The sequence below is a fragment of the Intrasporangium zincisolvens genome (genome assembly GCF_034724055.1).
Classification (GTDB): domain Bacteria; phylum Actinomycetota; class Actinomycetes; order Actinomycetales; family Dermatophilaceae; genus Monashia; species Monashia zincisolvens.
On record NZ_JAWIIL010000004.1, the window covers coordinates 173,231 to 189,480 of the forward strand.

The 16,250-nt window shown below is 73.1% G+C and carries 14 protein-coding genes; 2 read left to right on the top strand and 12 right to left on the bottom strand.

Features of this window, described 5'->3' with window-relative positions:
- Window positions 1–8 precede the first annotated feature (8 nt).
- From RY076_RS13065 to RY076_RS13095, 7 genes are all read right to left on the bottom strand, one after another.
- Window positions 9–887 carry a tetratricopeptide repeat protein gene (locus tag RY076_RS13065; protein WP_323098638.1) on the bottom strand — a complete coding sequence of 293 codons (879 nt, stop codon included), beginning with the start codon at window positions 885–887 and terminating at the stop codon, window positions 9–11.
- Window positions 884–1,894: a VWA domain-containing protein gene (locus RY076_RS13070; protein ID WP_323098640.1), complete on the bottom strand. Its 1,011-nt coding sequence runs from the start codon at window positions 1,892–1,894 to the stop codon at window positions 884–886. The genes RY076_RS13065 and RY076_RS13070 overlap by 4 nt, the downstream gene beginning before the upstream one ends.
- A complete protein-coding gene (locus RY076_RS13075) occupies window positions 1,891–2,880 on the bottom strand; it encodes a vWA domain-containing protein (RefSeq protein ID WP_323098642.1) in 990 nt (329 codons plus the stop codon). The genes RY076_RS13070 and RY076_RS13075 overlap by 4 nt, the downstream gene beginning before the upstream one ends.
- Window positions 2,871–3,353 (bottom strand): hypothetical protein, encoded by a 483-nt coding sequence (locus RY076_RS13080; protein ID WP_323098644.1) that lies wholly within the window; start codon window positions 3,351–3,353, stop codon window positions 2,871–2,873. Before RY076_RS13080 ends, RY076_RS13075 begins: the two co-directional genes overlap by 10 nt.
- On the bottom strand, window positions 3,340–4,227 hold the full coding sequence (locus RY076_RS13085; RefSeq protein ID WP_323098645.1) for a DUF58 domain-containing protein: 888 nt from the start codon (window positions 4,225–4,227) through the stop codon (window positions 3,340–3,342). Before RY076_RS13085 ends, RY076_RS13080 begins: the two co-directional genes overlap by 14 nt.
- Window positions 4,228–4,244: 17 nt before the next feature.
- Complete coding sequence (locus tag RY076_RS13090; protein ID WP_413785779.1) at window positions 4,245–5,261, bottom strand: AAA family ATPase; 1,017 nt, start codon at window positions 5,259–5,261, stop codon at window positions 4,245–4,247.
- Between the two features lie 369 nt (window positions 5,262–5,630).
- Window positions 5,631–7,766: a DNA gyrase/topoisomerase IV subunit B gene (locus RY076_RS13095; protein ID WP_323098649.1), complete on the bottom strand. Its 2,136-nt coding sequence runs from the start codon at window positions 7,764–7,766 to the stop codon at window positions 5,631–5,633.
- A gap of 428 nt (window positions 7,767–8,194) precedes the next feature.
- Here RY076_RS13095 and RY076_RS13100 point away from each other — a divergent pair, with 428 nt between their 5' ends.
- Both RY076_RS13100 and RY076_RS13105 read left to right on the top strand, forming a co-directional pair.
- Window positions 8,195–8,419, top strand: a complete 225-nt coding sequence (locus tag RY076_RS13100) for a DUF7455 domain-containing protein (RefSeq protein ID WP_323098651.1) — start codon at window positions 8,195–8,197, stop codon at window positions 8,417–8,419.
- Between the two features lie 118 nt (window positions 8,420–8,537).
- Complete coding sequence (locus tag RY076_RS13105) at window positions 8,538–8,990, top strand: DUF456 domain-containing protein (protein ID WP_323098652.1); 453 nt, start codon at window positions 8,538–8,540, stop codon at window positions 8,988–8,990.
- Window positions 8,991–9,180: 190 nt separating this feature from the next.
- Here RY076_RS13105 and RY076_RS13110 read toward each other — a convergent pair whose 3' ends face one another.
- From RY076_RS13110 to RY076_RS13130, 5 genes are all read right to left on the bottom strand, one after another.
- A complete protein-coding gene (locus RY076_RS13110) occupies window positions 9,181–9,579 on the bottom strand; it encodes a DUF3040 domain-containing protein (protein ID WP_323098653.1) in 399 nt (132 codons plus the stop codon).
- A 72-nt stretch (window positions 9,580–9,651) separates the two neighbouring features.
- On the bottom strand, window positions 9,652–10,911 hold the full coding sequence (dinB, locus tag RY076_RS13115) for a DNA polymerase IV (protein WP_323098655.1): 1,260 nt from the start codon (window positions 10,909–10,911) through the stop codon (window positions 9,652–9,654).
- 45 nt (window positions 10,912–10,956) lie between these two features.
- Window positions 10,957–11,721: a class I SAM-dependent methyltransferase gene (locus RY076_RS13120; RefSeq protein WP_323098657.1), complete on the bottom strand. Its 765-nt coding sequence runs from the start codon at window positions 11,719–11,721 to the stop codon at window positions 10,957–10,959.
- Between the two features lie 72 nt (window positions 11,722–11,793).
- Window positions 11,794–15,792 carry a DNA polymerase III subunit alpha gene (locus RY076_RS13125; protein WP_323098658.1) on the bottom strand — a complete coding sequence of 1,333 codons (3,999 nt, stop codon included), beginning with the start codon at window positions 15,790–15,792 and terminating at the stop codon, window positions 11,794–11,796.
- Complete coding sequence (locus RY076_RS13130; RefSeq protein WP_323098660.1) at window positions 15,789–16,247, bottom strand: SAV_6107 family HEPN domain-containing protein; 459 nt, start codon at window positions 16,245–16,247, stop codon at window positions 15,789–15,791. The genes RY076_RS13125 and RY076_RS13130 overlap by 4 nt, the downstream gene beginning before the upstream one ends.
- Window positions 16,248–16,250: the final 3 nt, after the last annotated feature.

Below are 16,250 nucleotides of genomic sequence, written 5' to 3' on the forward strand. Positions count from 1 at the left end.
AAGGGCCTTCACCAGGGCTTGGGGTAGGTCTGGCCGCCGTCGCCGGGCTGGATCCGGTCGTCCTGGCCCTGCTGCTGGTTGCGCTCGATGGTGTTCTGGCGCTGCTGCTGCTGGAGGTAGTCCTGTTCCTCCTGGCTCGGCGTCTGGTTCGGGTCGGGCGTCGGGGTCGGCTGCGGCGTCGGGCCGGGCTGCGGCTGGTCCTCGTTGCCCTGCCCCTGGTCGGGTGGCGCGTCGGCGTTCTTCTGCTCCATCCGCTGCTGCGCCTGCTGCAGCTGGTCACCGGTCTGCCCGCCCTCGGGAGCGTCGCACAGCGGCGGCCGCTCCTTGGTGATGCGGATCCCCTTGTCGTAGAACTGCTTCCACTCGTCGGTGCGCTCACGGGCCTTGGCGTCGTCGCCAAGCGCCTCGTAGGTGAGGCCGAGGTTGACCCGCACCTTGCAGTCGTCGATCCCACCCTTGGGGACCAGCTCGAAGGCCTGCTCGAACCACGGGCGGGCCAGCGCGTAGTGGCCGGTCAGGATGTGCGCGTCGCCGACGGCGAACGGGGCCCGGAACTGCTCGACGACGTTGACCCAACCCTGCCGCTGCGCCCACGTCATCGTGCGCTCGGCGTCGCCGGCCGTGTACGCGTCGAGCGTGCGGTCGTGGACGACGTTGAGCGTCAGCAGGCGCGCCGCGACGAGGACGAGAAGCACGGCGACGGGCAGGGAGGCCAGCACGAGGCGGCGTCGGCGTCGCCGCACCTGGGGCGGTCGGGGCAGCAGGTCCGACCGCTCCCCACGGCCGCGCGCGCCACCCGGGAGCCGCGAGCGCAGAGCCGCCAGGCGTCCGCCGGGGCGAGGGGTGTCCTCGGGAGCGGGTACGGGTCGGTCGAGCAGCGAGGTCATGACCCCACCTCCTTGCGTCGGCGGGTCTGGGCCAGCGCTGCGGCGCCCGCGCCGACCTCCCACGCCGCGATCCCCGCGAGGCCGACAAGCGCGATCCAGTAGAGCTCGCGCCGAGCCGCGACCTTCTGCTTCTCCACCTGCTCACTCGTGCCGAACTGGGCGAGGTCGACGTCGGCGAGCGCCTCGTCGACCCCGTCGCCGGACTGCCGGTGCACGTACGGGACGCCGAGCTGCTCGGCGATCTGGCGCAGCGTCGGCTCGGAGATGACCGAGCGCGCGTCCTCCCCGGTCGAGGGGTCCTTGATGTAGGAGGAGCTGGAGTCGAACCGCGAGCGTGTCGACTTCATCCGGCCGCCGTCGCTCGTGCCGTAACCGAGCACGGCGCCGCCGTTGACGAGGGCGTGGTCGATCGCGAACGGCGTCGGCGGGTCGGGCGCGGTCTGCTCGCCGTCACCGAGGTAGTAGACGATCCGGCCGCGCTCGGGGGTGCGCTGCCGAGCCTGCTCGAGCAGCGTCTTGAGCCGGTCGTTCGCCTCCGTGACCGAGGACCCGTGCGAGTACTCCGACGGCTCGGGCATGAGCGTCTGGAGCGCGGCGTCGAGCGCGTTGGTGTCGGTCGTCAGGGGCAGCCGGACGCGGGTGGCCTGGTCGAAGGTCACGACGCTGTAGCGCGCCCCGGGCAGGCGTTCGGCGATGGCCGCGATGTCGGCGGCGACGCCGGCGATGCGGGGCTGGCCGTCACCGTAGTCCTCGGCGATGATGCTGCTCGTCGTGTCGACGACGAAGTAGACGTTGAGGTTGGCCGCCGTGGTGTCGACCTGGTCGCCCGGCACCCCGGGGCGCAGCGCCGCGAGACCGAGCAGGACGACCCCGGCGGTGAGGCGCCAGTGGGTGGCCCGCGACTCCCCCGGCGTCGCCCGGGACGACGGGTTCCACCACACGGCGGCCAGGCCCGCCACGACGAGGACGAGCAGGACCGGCCACGGGAGGACGGGCAGCAGGCTCACGTCGACCACCTCCGGCTCGCTCCCACGACCCCGACGAGCCCCACCCCGGCGAGGAGGATCGGCACGGTCGGGTTGTCGGAGTAGAGCGCCCGGGCCGCGGAGTCGATGATCGTGGCCTCCTGGGCCTGGACCGCGTCGACGATCCCCTTGATCGCCGCCGGGTCGCTCATCGGGTAGTACTGGCCGGCCGTACCCGTGACGACCTCGCGCATCTCGGCGGCCTCGTCGTCGGGCCCGTCCTCCTCCGGGTTGAGGCCGTAGACACGGACGCCCTTGGCCTTGGCCAGCTCTCCCGCCTCCGGGAGGTCGATGATCGGGCGCCCCGCCACGTGGTTGTCGGTGGCGAAGACGACCGAGCGGGCCCGCTGGAGGTCGACGCGGTCGAAGCTCGACACGCAGGTCGCGAGGCCGTCGCCGATGAGGGAGGTGCCGCGTCCGTTGAACGTGCCGGCGAAGAACGACTCCTGGTCGGGGTCGCCGCCCAGCGCGGCGGCCGCCGTGTCGAGCTCGTCGTTGATGAAGTCGTAGTCGTCGGTGAGCGGGAAGACCGTGGCGGCCGAGGAGTTGAAGATGACGAGGCCGATGCGCTCGCCCTCGAAGCTGCTGACGAGCGTCTTGAACGTGGCCACGAGCTCGGCGTCGTAGGCGGCCATCGACCCGGAGATGTCGAGGCACAGCATGATGTCGCGCGACCGGGTCTGCGGCTTGTCGATCGTCGCGTCGAGGGGACGCGCCGCCCCAAGCAGTGCCGCGCATGCGAGCAGGGCCGCGCTGCCGGTGAGCACGCCCATCCGGACCCGGTGGACGCGCAGGGCGTGGCGGAACTCCGGCAGCTCGGTCAGCGCCCGCGAGTTGGCCACGGCCGCCCCCGCGCGTGCGGCGCGACGCACCCGGAGCCGGTACACGGCGAGCGCGGCAGCCGCGACGACGAGCAGGCCGACGGTGAGTACGGCCGGCCACTTCAGGTCGAGGGAGGTCAGGCCCATCGCGCCACCACCTGCTTGGCCACCTCGCCGGCGCCGGCCACGGTCTGCGCCTCGTGCGGTGCGAACTCGCCCGGGTAGAGGCGACCCACGACGTGCGAGACGGGCGTGAACCGCTCCCCCGAGGCGGTGAGCTCGGTCAGGGTCATCGTCGGCGCGTGGACGCCGGAGACCTCCTGGACGAAGTGGCGCACGAGGACGCTCAGCTGCTGGTGGGCCCGCCGCTGGGTGATCTCGCCCGCCGCGGCCCGACCGAGGACGACGTCGATCTGGTGGGTGTAGTCGGCGCGCAGCCGGGTCAGCCGGTCGAGGGTGATCCGCGGCGGCACGACGACCCGGCGACGCCGCGTCGACCAGAGCACCCACGCGTACCAGAGCGCGACCAGCGCGAGGGTCGCGATGCCGAGCCAGAGCCACCGTGACGCGTACGGGTCCGGGGCGTAGAAGCCGGGCGGCGGCGCGTCAGCGGCGTGCACGACGCTGCCTCTCGAGCAGGGCGAACACCGTCGGCACGACCTCGTCGCTCGACCCGAGCCGGGCGTGGTTGATGCCGCGGCGGTCGAGCAGGGTGGCCGTGCGGTGCACCCGCTCCTGCACCGTCCGCGCGTACGCCGCCCGCACCTTTCGGTCGAGACGCACGAGCGTCGGCAGCGTGTAGGTGTCGGCGACGTCGTAGGTGGTGCGGTCGCCCTCGACGGCGGTCGGGTCGGCGTCCTCGACGGTGAGCCACAGGATCTCGTGCTGCACGTGGAGCCGGCGCAGGAGGTCGTCGAGAGCGGGGTCCAGGTCGCGGTCGTCGGAGACGACGAGCAGCACGAGCCGGCGACGCACGTTGCGCACGACCCACCGCAGCTGGGTCGCGAGGTTGCTCTGGTCGCCGTCGAGGCGGGTCGCGGCATCGACCGCGCGCAGGAGCAGCTCGAGGTGGGCCTCGCTCCCCCGCAGCTCGTGGGACACCGTCGTGGACGCCGTGCCACGCACGAGGCCCACGAGGTCGCCGTGCCGCTGGGCCAGGTAGCCGACGAGCCCGGCGGCCGCGATCGCGACATCCTTCTTCGTCTCGCCGCTGCGGGTCGTCGCGGCCATCCCCCGACCGGTGTCGACGACGAGCATGAGGTTCTGCTTGCGCGTGGCGACGTAGCGCTTGACGAGCGGCGACTGGTGGCGCGCCGTCGCCTTCCAGTCGATGTCGCGCACCTCGTCGCCGGGCACGTACGCCCGCAGGTCGTCGTAGTCGAGGCTGCGCGCGTGGAAGACCGACGCGTACTCGCCCTCCAGGAGGCTGCGCGACCTCCGGCGGGCGTGGACGAAGAGCTTGCTCTTCACCCGGGTCAGCAGCGTCGTCGGCATGGTGGCTCCCACCCCGGTCAGGGAGTGCGGATCCCGCCCACCATGGCGTCGATGACGCGCTCGACCGGCACCTCGTCGGCCGCGGCCTCGAACCCGAGGGTGACGCGGTGGCGCAGCACCCGGTGGGTCAGTGCCTTGACGTCGTCGGGGACCACGTGGTTGCGGCCGTCGATGAGGGCCCGGGCCCGCGCGGCGCTCGTGAAGGCGATGCTCGCCCGCGGGCTCGCCCCGAAGTCGACGTAGCCGGCCAGACGCGGCTCGATGTAGTCGCGCGGGTGGCGCGTCACGTACGTGACCCCGACGACGTAGTTGACGATCGCCGGGTCGATGTACACCCGTGACACGAGGCCCTGCAGCTGCTTGACGTCGTCGGTCGAGACGACCGGCGTGCCCGGTCGGGCGTACACCCCGGCGTCGATGCGCCGCAGCACCTCGGCCTCCTCGGCCGGCGACGGGTAGTCGAGGACGTCCTTGAGCATGAACCGGTCCAGCTGGGCCTCGGGCAGCGGGTAGGTGCCCTCCTGCTCGATGGGGTTCTGGGTCGCGAGGACGAGGAACGGGTCCGGCAGGGCGTAGCTGCGGTTGCCGATCGAGGTCTGCCGCTCCTGCATCGCCTCGAGCATCGCCGACTGGGTCTTGGCGCTGCTGCGGTTGATCTCGTCGAGGAGCACGAAGTTGGCGTGGACCGGGCCGAGCTGGGTCTCGAAGGCGCCGGAGTGCTGGTTGTAGACCTGCGTGCCGACGATGTCGCTCGGCAGCAGGTCGGGCGTGCACTGGATCCGGTGGAACCGGCCACCGACCGCCTGCGCGACGGTCTGCGCGGCCGTCGTCTTGGCCAGACCCGGCACGCTCTCGAGCAGCACGTGGCCGCCGGTGAGCAGGGCGATGAGCAGGGTCTCCTGCAGTCGGGCCTGCCCGACGACGCGGGCCGCGAAGGAGCCCGAGATGGCGCCGATGCGGTCGGCGGCCCAGCGCAGCTCGTCGGGCGAGAGGTAGCTCGTGGCCGGCACGGTGCGCTCCGGGGCCTCGTCGATGCGGGCCACCGCGACGTCCTCGTCGGGGACCGGCGGGCCCGCCGACAGGTGGTCGGGCTCGACCGGCGCGACCGGGTCGTCCTGCGCCGACGCGGTCGCGGAACCTGTGGCGTCGACCGGCACCTCGACGGTGAAGCTCTCCCCCTCGGTGCCCGCACCACCCTGCGAACGCCCGGCGGGACCCGCCCAGCGCTCGTCGCGCTCCGCGTCCACCGAACCGTCGGCACCGCCGTTGCCCACCATCGACACCCCTTCTCGACGACAACGCCGGAGGGAGCCCCGCCGGCACGCACATGGTAAGCACGCCACCCCGGGCGGCGTCCCGCGGACGCCCAACCCGGCGGCGTCCTCAGACGCCCCCAGGCGCCCTCAGGCGTCGATGCGCTCCCGGTCGACCTCGGACGCGGACCCGATGATGAAGTCCTTGCGCGGGGCGACCTCGTTGCCCATGAGCAGCTCGAAGACCCGCTCGGCGGCCTCGAGGTCGCGCATCGTCACCTTGCGCAGCGTGCGGTGGCGCGGGTCCATCGTCGTGTCGGCCAGCTGGTCGGCGTCCATCTCGCCGAGGCCCTTGTAGCGCTGCATCGGCTGCTTGATCTTCTTGCCCGACTTCTCGAGCCGGGCCAGGGTGCGGCGCATCTCGACCTCGTTGTAGGTGTAGATGAGCTCGTTCTTCTTCGCGCCCGCGTTGATGACCTCGATGCGGTGCAGCGGCGGCATCGCCGCGTAGACGCGGCCGGCGTCGACGAGCGGTCGCATGTAGCGGAAGAAGAGCGTCAGCAGCAGCGTGCGGATGTGGGCGCCGTCGACGTCGGCGTCGGTCATGATGATGACCTTGCCGTAGCGGGCCGCGTCGAGGTCGAAGCTGCGGCCCGAGCCGGCGCCGATGACCTGGATGATCGAGGCGCACTCGGCGTTCTTCAGCATGTCGGAGACCGACGCCTTCTGGACGTTGAGGATCTTGCCGCGGATCGGCAGCAGGGCCTGGAACTCCGAGCTGCGCGCCTCCTTGGCGGTGCCCATCGCCGAGTCCCCCTCGACGATGAACAGCTCGGAGCGCTCGACGTCGGTGGTGCGGCAGTCGCGCAGCTTCGAGGGCAGCGTCGAGCTCTCGAGGGCGTTCTTGCGTCGCTGTGTCTCCTTGTGCAGCCGCGCGCTGATGCGCGACTTCATCTCCGAGACGACCTTCTCCAGCAGCAGCGAGGCCTGGGCCTTGTCGCCGCGCCTGGTCGAGGTGAGGCGCTCGGTCAGCTCCTTCTCCACGACCTTGGCGACGATGGCGCGCACGGCGTTGGTGCCGAGGACCTCCTTGGTCTGGCCCTCGAACTGCGGCTCGGCGAGGCGCACCGTGACGACCGCGGTCATGCCGGCGAGGATGTCGTCCTTCTCCGGCTTGTCGTTGCCGACCTTGAGCCGGCGGGCGTTGACCTCGAGCTGCTTGCGGAAGACCTTGACGATCGACTGCTCGAAGCCGGCGACGTGGGTGCCGCCCTTCGGCGTCGTGATGATGTTGACGAAGGACTGCATCTTCGTGTCGTAGCCCTGGCCCCAGCGCAGGGCCACCTCGACGCCGCACTCGCGCTCGAGCTCGGTGGGCGTCATGTGGCCGTTGACGTCGAGCACCGGGACCGTCTCGGTGAAGGTGCCCGAGCCCTCCAGGCGCCACACGTCGGTGATCGGGGTGTCGGGGGCGAGGAACTCGACGAAGTCGGTGATGCCGCCGTCGTGCTGGAAGACGTCCTCGATCGGGCCCTCCTCGCCCGGCGTGCCCTTGAGCCGGCGGTCGTCGCGGATGACGAGCCGGAGGCCGGGGACGAGGAACGAGGTCTGCCGCGCGCGGCCGAGGATGGCCTCGTAGTCGAGCTCGGCGTCCTTGAGGAAGATCTGCCGGTCGGGCCAGAAGCGCACCCGCGAGCCGGTCACACCGCGCTTGGCCTTGCCGACGACGGGCAGCGCGCTCTTGCGCTCGTACGGCGTGAACGACGCCTCGGGCGAGTGCGGTGCGCCCTGGGCGTCGGTGAAGGTGCCGGGCTCGCCGCGACGGAAGCTCATGCCGTAGGTCTTGCCGCCCCGGTCGACCTCGACGTCGAGCCGTGCCGACAGGGCGTTGACGACCGAGGCGCCGACGCCGTGCAGGCCACCGGTGGCGGCGTAGGAGGCGCCACCGAACTTGCCGCCGGCGTGCAGCTTGGTGAAGACGACCTCGACGCCGGACAGGCCGGTGCGCGGCTCGATGTCGACCGGGATGCCGCGGCCGTTGTCGCGCACCTCGATCGAGCCGTCCGAGCCGAGGATGACCTGGATGTCGGTGCAGACGCCGGTCAGCGCCTCGTCGACGGCGTTGTCGATGATCTCCCAGAGACAGTGCATGAGGCCGCGCTGGTCGGTCGAGCCGATGTACATGCCGGGACGCTTGCGCACGGCCTCGAGGCCCTCGAGGACCTGCAGGTGACGCGCGGTGTAGTCGCCGTTGCCGGAGGGGGCGGGGCGGGAGGCGGAGGCCACGGGTGTCGGTTCTCTCTCGTTTCGTCGGACTGCTCGCCGGCGGCGGGAGGGGGCTTCACGGGGAGTCCACGGAGGGTCCACCGGTCCCGGCCGGCACCCTGCAGCCTAGCCACCATCGCCGACGACCCTTCGGAGGCTCGCGGCGACGGTCGCGGGCCCCTTGCGGGTATGGACCAGGCGCCGGCGGAGGGGGGCCGAACTGCGAGGCATCCGGACCGTCATCGGCTCCGAACCCTCGACAGTCCATAACGATCCGGGAATCTTGCGGGGCCCTTGCAGCCGAGCGTGCCATCGGGGAAGCATTCCGCGTGATTCACTGTTGGAACAGCCGCGAGGACGACGGGCAGCCGCAGGAGCCCCGAGCCTCGAGGACGCGGGACATCCCTCCGGGGAGGTCCCCGAGGAACAGAGAGAAGGCGAGCACTGAGATGACGACAGCACTGGCACCCGAGTTGACTGCAGCAGACCGCTGCGACCGGTGTGGCGCCCAGGCCTACATCCGCGCCCGCCTCGTCGGCGGCGGTGAGCTCCTCTTCTGCGCACACCACGGCCGTCAGCACCTCCCGGCGCTGGCGGACAAGGCCGTCGACATCCACGACGAGACGGCCCGACTGGTCGAGACGCAGGCCTCCGCCTCGGTCGACGAGCGCTGACCGGCAGGTCCGGAGCGCGGCAACGGAGCCCACGGACGCGATGCGTCCACCACACGTCCCAGCGGTCCCGACCGGCTGACCCGTGATCACCGAGACCAATCTCCTGATCCTCGTGGCCATGCTGGTCGGGACCGCTGGCGTCGTCGTGCCCGTGCTGCCCGGGCTCCTCCTGGTCTGGGGTGGTGTCCTGGCGTGGGCGCTGCTGCGTCAGGACGCGGCCGGCTGGGTCGTCCTCGCCGTGGCGACGGTCCTGCTCGCCGTGGGCATGACAGCCAAGTACCTCGTGCCCGGCCGGCGGATGACCAGCCGCGGCGTCGACTCGACGTTCGTGGCGATCGCCGCACTCGTGGCCGTCGTCGGCTTCTTCGTCATACCGGTCATCGGCGGACCGCTCGGCTTCGTCCTGACCGTCTACCTGCTCGAGCGCATCAAGCACCGCGAGCACGCGCGCGCCTGGTCGGCCACCCGCGAAGCCGTGCGCGCCGTCGTCACGAGCACCGGCATCGAGTTGCTGACGGCGGTCGGCATCCTCGTGACGTGGGTGGCGGGGGTCTACCTGACGCGTCCGTGACCGGGCGTCTCACTCGTGTCTCCCACACATCTCCCACGCATCTCCCACGTGGCGCTTCTCACACCGACGTCTCCGCGGACGCGCCTGACGTTCCGGACATCCCGGACCCGCGGACAGGGCGGGGACGTGCACGAAGGCCGCCCTCCCGACGGGATGGCGGCCTTCCGTTCGTGCGGTCGTCGCAGTGGTGTCACCACTGGTCGCGGCGACGCTTCTCCCAACGCTCCTCGAGGCGCTCCATGAAGGTGCCCTGACGCGAGCTCGCCTTCTGCCGCCCGGCGGGGCGCGGCTTGGGCGTGCCGTCGGCGTCGACGGCCGCGAGGCGCGTCTTCGAGGGCGTGATCGCGTAGACGATGCCGGCCACCATGATCGCGAAGCCGACGGCACCGAGCCAGATCGTGCTGCTCATGGCCGAGAAGACGACGAGCGCCAGGCCCGCCACGCCCGCGATGACTCCGGCGACGATCCTGCCTCGCCCGGCGCCACGCGACTTGGTCTTGCGGATCCGCGACGCGAAGCGCGGGTCCTCGGCATAGAGGGCCTCCTCCATCTGCTGGAGCAGGGCTTCCTCGTGTTCCGAGAGTGCCACTAGGCACCTCCCTGTGCGATCTCGACTGTCACCAATCGTATTCCGGCGACACCCGACTGGGGTCTCTTTCCCTCAGGATAGGTCCCGCGTCTCACGATGGGAACCCGAGGTCGGGTCACGCATGAGGCTGGCCGGCCGCACCGACCCGGCACCGAAGCGAGCGCTGGCCCGGTCGACCGCGCGGTCGGCGTCGCGCCACCCCTTCTCCGGCTCGTCGAGGCGGGCCTGGATGGGGGCGTTCTCGGTCGGGACGAGCCCCTCGAGCCGGACGCCGACGAGGCGGATGCGGGCCCGCTGGAGGCCGAGGCGGTCGTAGAGCTCGCGGGCGGTGGCGTAGATGTCGCGCGAGACGTCGGTGTGGTGGCGCAGGGTCTTGGCCCGCGTGATCGTCGTGAAGTCGGCGAACCGAACCTTGATCGACACGGTGCGCCCCGACATCCCGGCCGTCCGGGCCCGGGCCGCGGTGCGGTCGGCGAGGCGGAGCAGCTCGCGGTGGATGCGGACCGGGTCGTCGATGTCGTGGGCGAAGGTCTCGTCGGCCCCGATCGACTTCTCGCGGCGTTCCGGCACGACGTGCCGGGGGTCACGGCCCCAGGCGAGGTCGTGCAGGTTGCGGCCGGCGACGTCACCGAGGGCGCGTTGGAGGGTCTCGACCGGCGTGTGGGCGAGGTCGGCGACGGTGCGCAGGCCGAGCCGGTGCAGGTGCTCCTCGGTCTTGTCGCCGACACCCCAGATGGCCGCGACCGGCAGCTGGTGGATGAAGGAGACGACCTCCTCGCGCGGCACGACGATGAGCCCGTCGGGCTTGGCGAGGTTCGAGGCGAGCTTGGCGACGAACTTCGTCGGCGCCACCCCGACCGAGCACGTGATGCCCTGCTCGTCGGCGATGGTGTCGCGCAGCCGCTCGGCGATGGTGGCCGGGCTGCCGAGGCGCCGTATCGCGCCGGAGACGTCGAGGAAGGCCTCGTCGAGGGAGAGCGGCTCGACGGTGTCGGTGACGGTCGCGAAGGTGGCCATGACGGCCTCGGAGATCGCGGCGTAGCGCCGGTGGTCCGGCTCGATGACGACGGCCTGCGGGCACAGGCGCCGGGCCCGGGCCATCGGCATCGCCGAGGCGACCCCGAAGGCGCGTGCCTCGTAGGTGGCCGACAGCACGACCGAGCGGCCGCTCGCTCCCCCGATGATGACCGGCTTGCCGCGCAGGTCGGGCCGCGAGATGAGCGAGGCCGACGCGTAGAAGGCGTCCATGTCGACGTGCAGGACGGTGCACCCGGCGTCGTCGGGCGGTCGGCCGTCCGGACGCGTCGGAGCCGTGAACTGGCGGCGGCTCACCGGCGGCACCCCGTCCCGGCGGGCGCGTCGGCAGCGGCGGGCCCGTCAGTCGCGGCGGGCGACGACGTGCAGGGCATTGCCGAGCGTGCGGAGGAACTCGCGGCCGGGACCGGAGACGAGCAGCTCGTCGAGCTCGACGAGAGCCGCCCGGTCGGCGTCGGAGTCGACGAGGGAGGCCGGCACGAGGTGGCCGACGATGTTGGTGCCGCGGACCTGGACGTCGGTGAAGCCGGCCGCACCGAGCAGCGCCTCGAGCTGGTCGGCGTCGAAGCGGCGCGGGAGCGGGTCGGTGCCGCCCCACCGGCCGGACGGGTCGACGAGCGCGGCGCGGGCCTGGGCGAACTCGCCGGCGATCGCCTTGGCGAACACGACGGCGAGCCGGCCTGAGACGAGCAGCGACAGGACGCCACCGGGTCGCAGGGCCGCCGCGAGGGCGCGCAGCGTCGCGTCGGGGTCGTCGACGAACTCGAGGGTGCCGTGGCAGCAGGCGAGGTCGACGGAGTGGTCGGCGAGGACGCTGGCGAGGGTGTCGCCGTCGCCCTGGACGCCGGTGACCCGGTCGACGATGCCGGCCTCGCGAGCACGCCGGGCCAGGGCCGCGAGCGCGTCGGGGCTGGGGTCGACGACGGTGACGCGGTGGCCGGCCTCGGCGAGCGGGACGGCGACGCCGCCGGTGCCGCCCCCGAGGTCGAGGACGTCGAGCGGACGGCCGAGCCGGTCGGCGCACTCGCTCGCGATGCGTCCGACGGCGGACACGACGGCCGAGGGCCGGACTCCGCCGCGTCGCTGGGGGCGCTGCTCGTCGGGCACGGGGTCCTCCGGGGAACGTCGGTCGCGTGGTTGCGCAGGTGGTCGCGCGGGTGGTTCGTGTGCATCATCACCCTAGTGCCCCGAGCTTCCCGGGCTCGCGTGCCACAGCTTGCGCGGCGGGCCACCGACGCCACCGACGCCACCGACGCCACTCGGGTCGGTCGGGACGAGCCCCGCCGTGCCCCGGGCGCCGCGCACCTCCTCGCCCGCCGGGCGGATGTCGGCGTACGGCGACTGCCGGAAACCCGAGGCGTGGACGAGGACGCGCCGGCCCTCCGGAGTCTCGCCGACGCCGGAGCCCGGGCCCTCGAGCGCACCGGCGCGCTCCCACGCCGCGCGGTCGGCCTCCTCGAGGGCCGCGTGGACGGCCTCGACGCCGCCGGCGGTCCACGCCTCCTGCAGCGCGGACAGCTCCCACGCGCCGGTGGCCCGGATCGAGACGCCCCGCGGGCCGGTGCGCCGCACGAGGCCGCGGGCGAGGATGAGCCAGGAGTGGAACACCGTCGCGGCGTACGGGCCCTGGACGTCCTCGAAGAAGGTGAGGTCGGCCGGGCCGCTGGCGTCGTCGAGGGTGAGGAACACGACGCGGCGCCCGGAGCGGATCGGCGGGGTCTGGGTGGCGACCTTGACCCCGGCGACCCACACCTCGCGGCCGCTGCGACCCTCGAGCAGGTCACGGGCCCGGGTGACGCCGAGGGTGTCGAGCAGCGGGCGGTAGAAGTCGACGACGTGGCCCGACGCGTCGAGGCCGAGCACCTCGAGCTCGGCGCGGACCCGCTCGGGGCCGGTCATCTCGGGCAGGCCGCTCGTGGCGGTGAGCTGGGGCGCGTCGCCGAGGTCGAGGGTCAGCTGGGTGGCGAGGTGCTCGGGCACCCCCGCGGACGCCTGCGACTGGGCCGCCGCGAGGGCACGGATGTCACCGGCGGCCGACACCGACGTGACCCGCCCACGCGACCTGCCGGCGGCTGCGACCCGGCGACCGGACCGGCGCTGCGAGGAGGACCACCGGTCGAGCTCGGCGACGTGCAGGAGCAGGTCGCGCCGGGTGACCCGGCCCCGCCGACCCAGGCCGCTGCGGGCCCGGCGGGACAGGCCGCCCGCGTCGTCGAGACGTGACGGTCCGCCGAGGTCGATGCCGTGGATCGAGTCGAAGGCCCCGGCGAGGACGAGCCGCTCGGCGACCGGGCGCGAGACCTGGGCCCGCTGCCAGAAGTCGGACAGGCTCGAGTACGGCTGCCCGGCGACGACGCGGGCGACCTCCGCCTCGCTGATGCCGTGGACGTCGGCGAGCGAGAGACGGATGGCCTCGCCGCCGTCGTCGGTGCGCTCGTACCGGTACGTGCCGGTGGAGGCGTTGACGTCGAGGCCGAGGATCGTGACGCCGAAGGCGCGGGCGTCGTCGAGGATGAGCCTCTTGGGGTACATGCCGGGGTCGTGGGTGAGCACGCCGGCGAGGAACGCGGCCGGGTGGTGGGCCTTGAGGAAGGCCGACTGGTAGGTCGGCAGGGCGAAGGCGGCGGCGTGCGCCTTGCAGAACCCGAACGAGGCGAACGCCTTGAGGACCTCCCAGATGCGGTTGACGTCGGCGGGCGCGTAGCCCCGGGCCCTCGCGGCCGGGCGCCACCACGCCTCGATCCGCTCCTGACCGGCCGGCGTGCCGAGGGCGCGGCGCACCTCGTCGGCGTGGGCGAGGCTGACGCCGGTGGTCTCGGCGACGATCTTGAGGACCTGCTCGTGGAAGACGACGACGCCCTCGGTCTCCTCGAGCGCCGGGATGAGCGTCGGGTGCAGGTAGGCCGGCTCCTTCCAGCCCTGGCGGGCGTTGAGGAACGGCACGATCATGTCGCTCTTGACCGGGCCGGGCCGGAACAGCGAGATGTCGACGATGAGGTCCTCGAAGGTCCGCGGGCCGAACTTGCCGATGAGCTCGCGCTGCCCGGGGCTCTCGATCTGGAAGCAGCCGAGGGTGCGGGTGGAGCGGATCATCTCGAAGGTCGGCTCGTCGTCGAAGGGCACCTGCTCCTCGTCGTCGAGGTCGACGCTGACGCCGTCGACGCGCTCGACCTCCTCGACGGCGTGGGCCATCGCCGACTGCATCCGGATGCCGAGGACGTCGAGCTTGAGCAGGCCCATCTCCTCGACGTCGTCCTTGTCGAACTGGCTCATCGGGAAGCCGAGCCAGCTGGCCTCGACGGGCGTGCGGTCGAGCAGGCCGGAGTCGGACAGCACGACGCCGCACGGGTGCAGGGCGATGTGCCGGGGCAGGCCGTCGAGGCGCTCGACGATGTCGAACATCAGCTGCAGGCGTGGCACGTCGAGGCCGGACGCCCGCAGCTCGGGCAGCTCGGCGAGCGCGTGGCGCACGTTGCGGGCGGCGATGTGCGGGAACGCCTTGGCCATGGCGTCGATCTCGGGCGGCGGCAGGCCGAGCGCCGCCCCGGCGTCGCGGATCGCGTGGCGCACCCGGTAGGTGTCCATCATCGAGACGCACGTGACACGCTCGCCGCCGAAGTGCTCGAGGATGCGCTCGTAGATCTCGGTGCGGCGGGCCGACTCGACGTCGATGTCGATGTCGGGCAGCTCGGCGCGCAGCGGTGAGCAGAACCGCTCCATGAGGAGGCCGTGGCGCATCGGGTCGACGCCGGAGATGCCGAGCAGGTAGTTGACGAGCGAGCCGGCGCCGGAGCCGCGGGCCGCGACACGCACGTCCATCTCGCGGATGAGGTCGCACACCTGCGCGACGGTGAGGAAGTACGTGGCGTAGCCGAGGGTCTCGATGACGCCGAGCTCGTCCTCGAGGCGGTCGCTGACGGCGGTGAGCTCGGGCCCGGACCGGTCGGGGTAGCGGGTCGCGATCGACTCGCGGCAGCGGCGCGCGAGCACGTGCTGCGGGTTGGTGCCGGGACGGATGCCGAGGACGTCGGGCTCGGGCAGGTGCACCGAGCCGATGCCGAGGTCGGCGCGCGGGTCCTGGACGCACTGGGTGGCGAGGGACGTCGTGCGCGCGACGAGCTCGTGGGCCTGTTCGCGGGCCAGCGCCCCACCCCCGACGAAGCCGGGGCCGGACACCTGGACGACGTCGAGGGCGAGCGCGTGCATGACCGGTGTCGGCGCGAGGTGGCCGGCGGTCGTGACGCGGTCGAGGTGGCGGGTGTCGAGGGCGACGAGCCGGCGGGCGGCGTCGAGGACGTCGACGACGGCGGCGTCCTGGGGGTCGGCGTGGCGCACCGCCGCCGTGAGGACGGTGGGCACCCCGACCTCGCGGGCGAGGGCGAGCATCCGGCCGGCCTGGCCGAGGCTGCCTGGTAGGTGCTCCGGTCCGCCGTGGCAGACGAGCTCGACGACGACGGCCCCGGGCGGCAGCTGGGCGACCCACCGTTCGAGGGCTGCCCGGGCCTCGCCGTGGCGGCGGGCGAGGACGGCTCGGCCGACGTCGGAGTCGGGCCCGAGCAGGACGACGAGGGGCGCGGGCCCGGCGTCGGGGCGGGCGTGCTCGGCGTCGGGACGGGCGTGCTCGGCGAGGAGGCCTGCCGTCGTGACCGGTGTGCCGCGCTCGCCACGCAGGTGGGTGGCCGTGACGAGCCGGCACAGGGCCGCCCACCCGAGCCCGGGCGCGAGGCCGCCGGCCTGGCCGCGGGCCAGGACGGTGACGCGGGGCAGGCGCGGGTCGACGAGGGCGCCGCCACGGACCGGGGTGCGGACGTGCTCGGCCCGAGGCGGGCGACCGGCACCCGGCGGCTCGACCGCGAGGTCGACGCCGAGGACGGGCGCGAGGTCGTGCTCCATGCAGGCACGGACGAACTTGACCGCCCCGTAGAGGCCGTCGCGGTCGGTGAGTGCGAGCGCCGGCTGCCCCCAGGCGGCGGCCCGCTCGACGAGCTGGCGCGGCGTGGCGGTGCCGTAGCGCATCGAGTAGCCGCTCGCGACGTGCAGGTGGACGAAGCCGTCGCCGCCGCGAGCGGCCCTGACCGATGAGACCGATGAGACCGACGAGACCGATGAGACCGCCAGGCCCGTCGTGCCGATGGCCGTGCCGGTGGTGCTGGTGCTGGTGGTGGTCGTGCTCGTCATGCCCGGCTCGCACGGCTCCTCGACCCGGACGAGACCGGGGTGATGGTCCGTGGCAGCGGCACGGCGAGCGGCACCCCGAGCAGGTCCTGGACGATCTCGAGGAACATCTCGGCCTGGCGGAGCAGGTCGTCGGCTTCACGCGGTGCGATGTGGCCGCCGCGGTCGACGACGGACCGGCGCGCGGAGCACGCGGCGAAGAAGGCGGCCCACTCCCCCAGCTCGGGGGCGACGACGGGCAGCACCTGCCAGACGCTGCGGGGCCGGGACCGTGGCGTCGGTGCCGTGCGGGCCGCGACGAGGGCGGCGGCGGCGCGGAGGGCCCCGAGGTGGGCGTCGCGGTAGCGCTCGGTGGCCTCGCTCGCGCGGCAGGCCGACTCGAGGGTGTCCCTCGAGCGGTCGAGCAGGGTGAGCACGGCGATCGAGATGGGTGGGCGGTGCAGGGGTGCGGCGGCCACGGG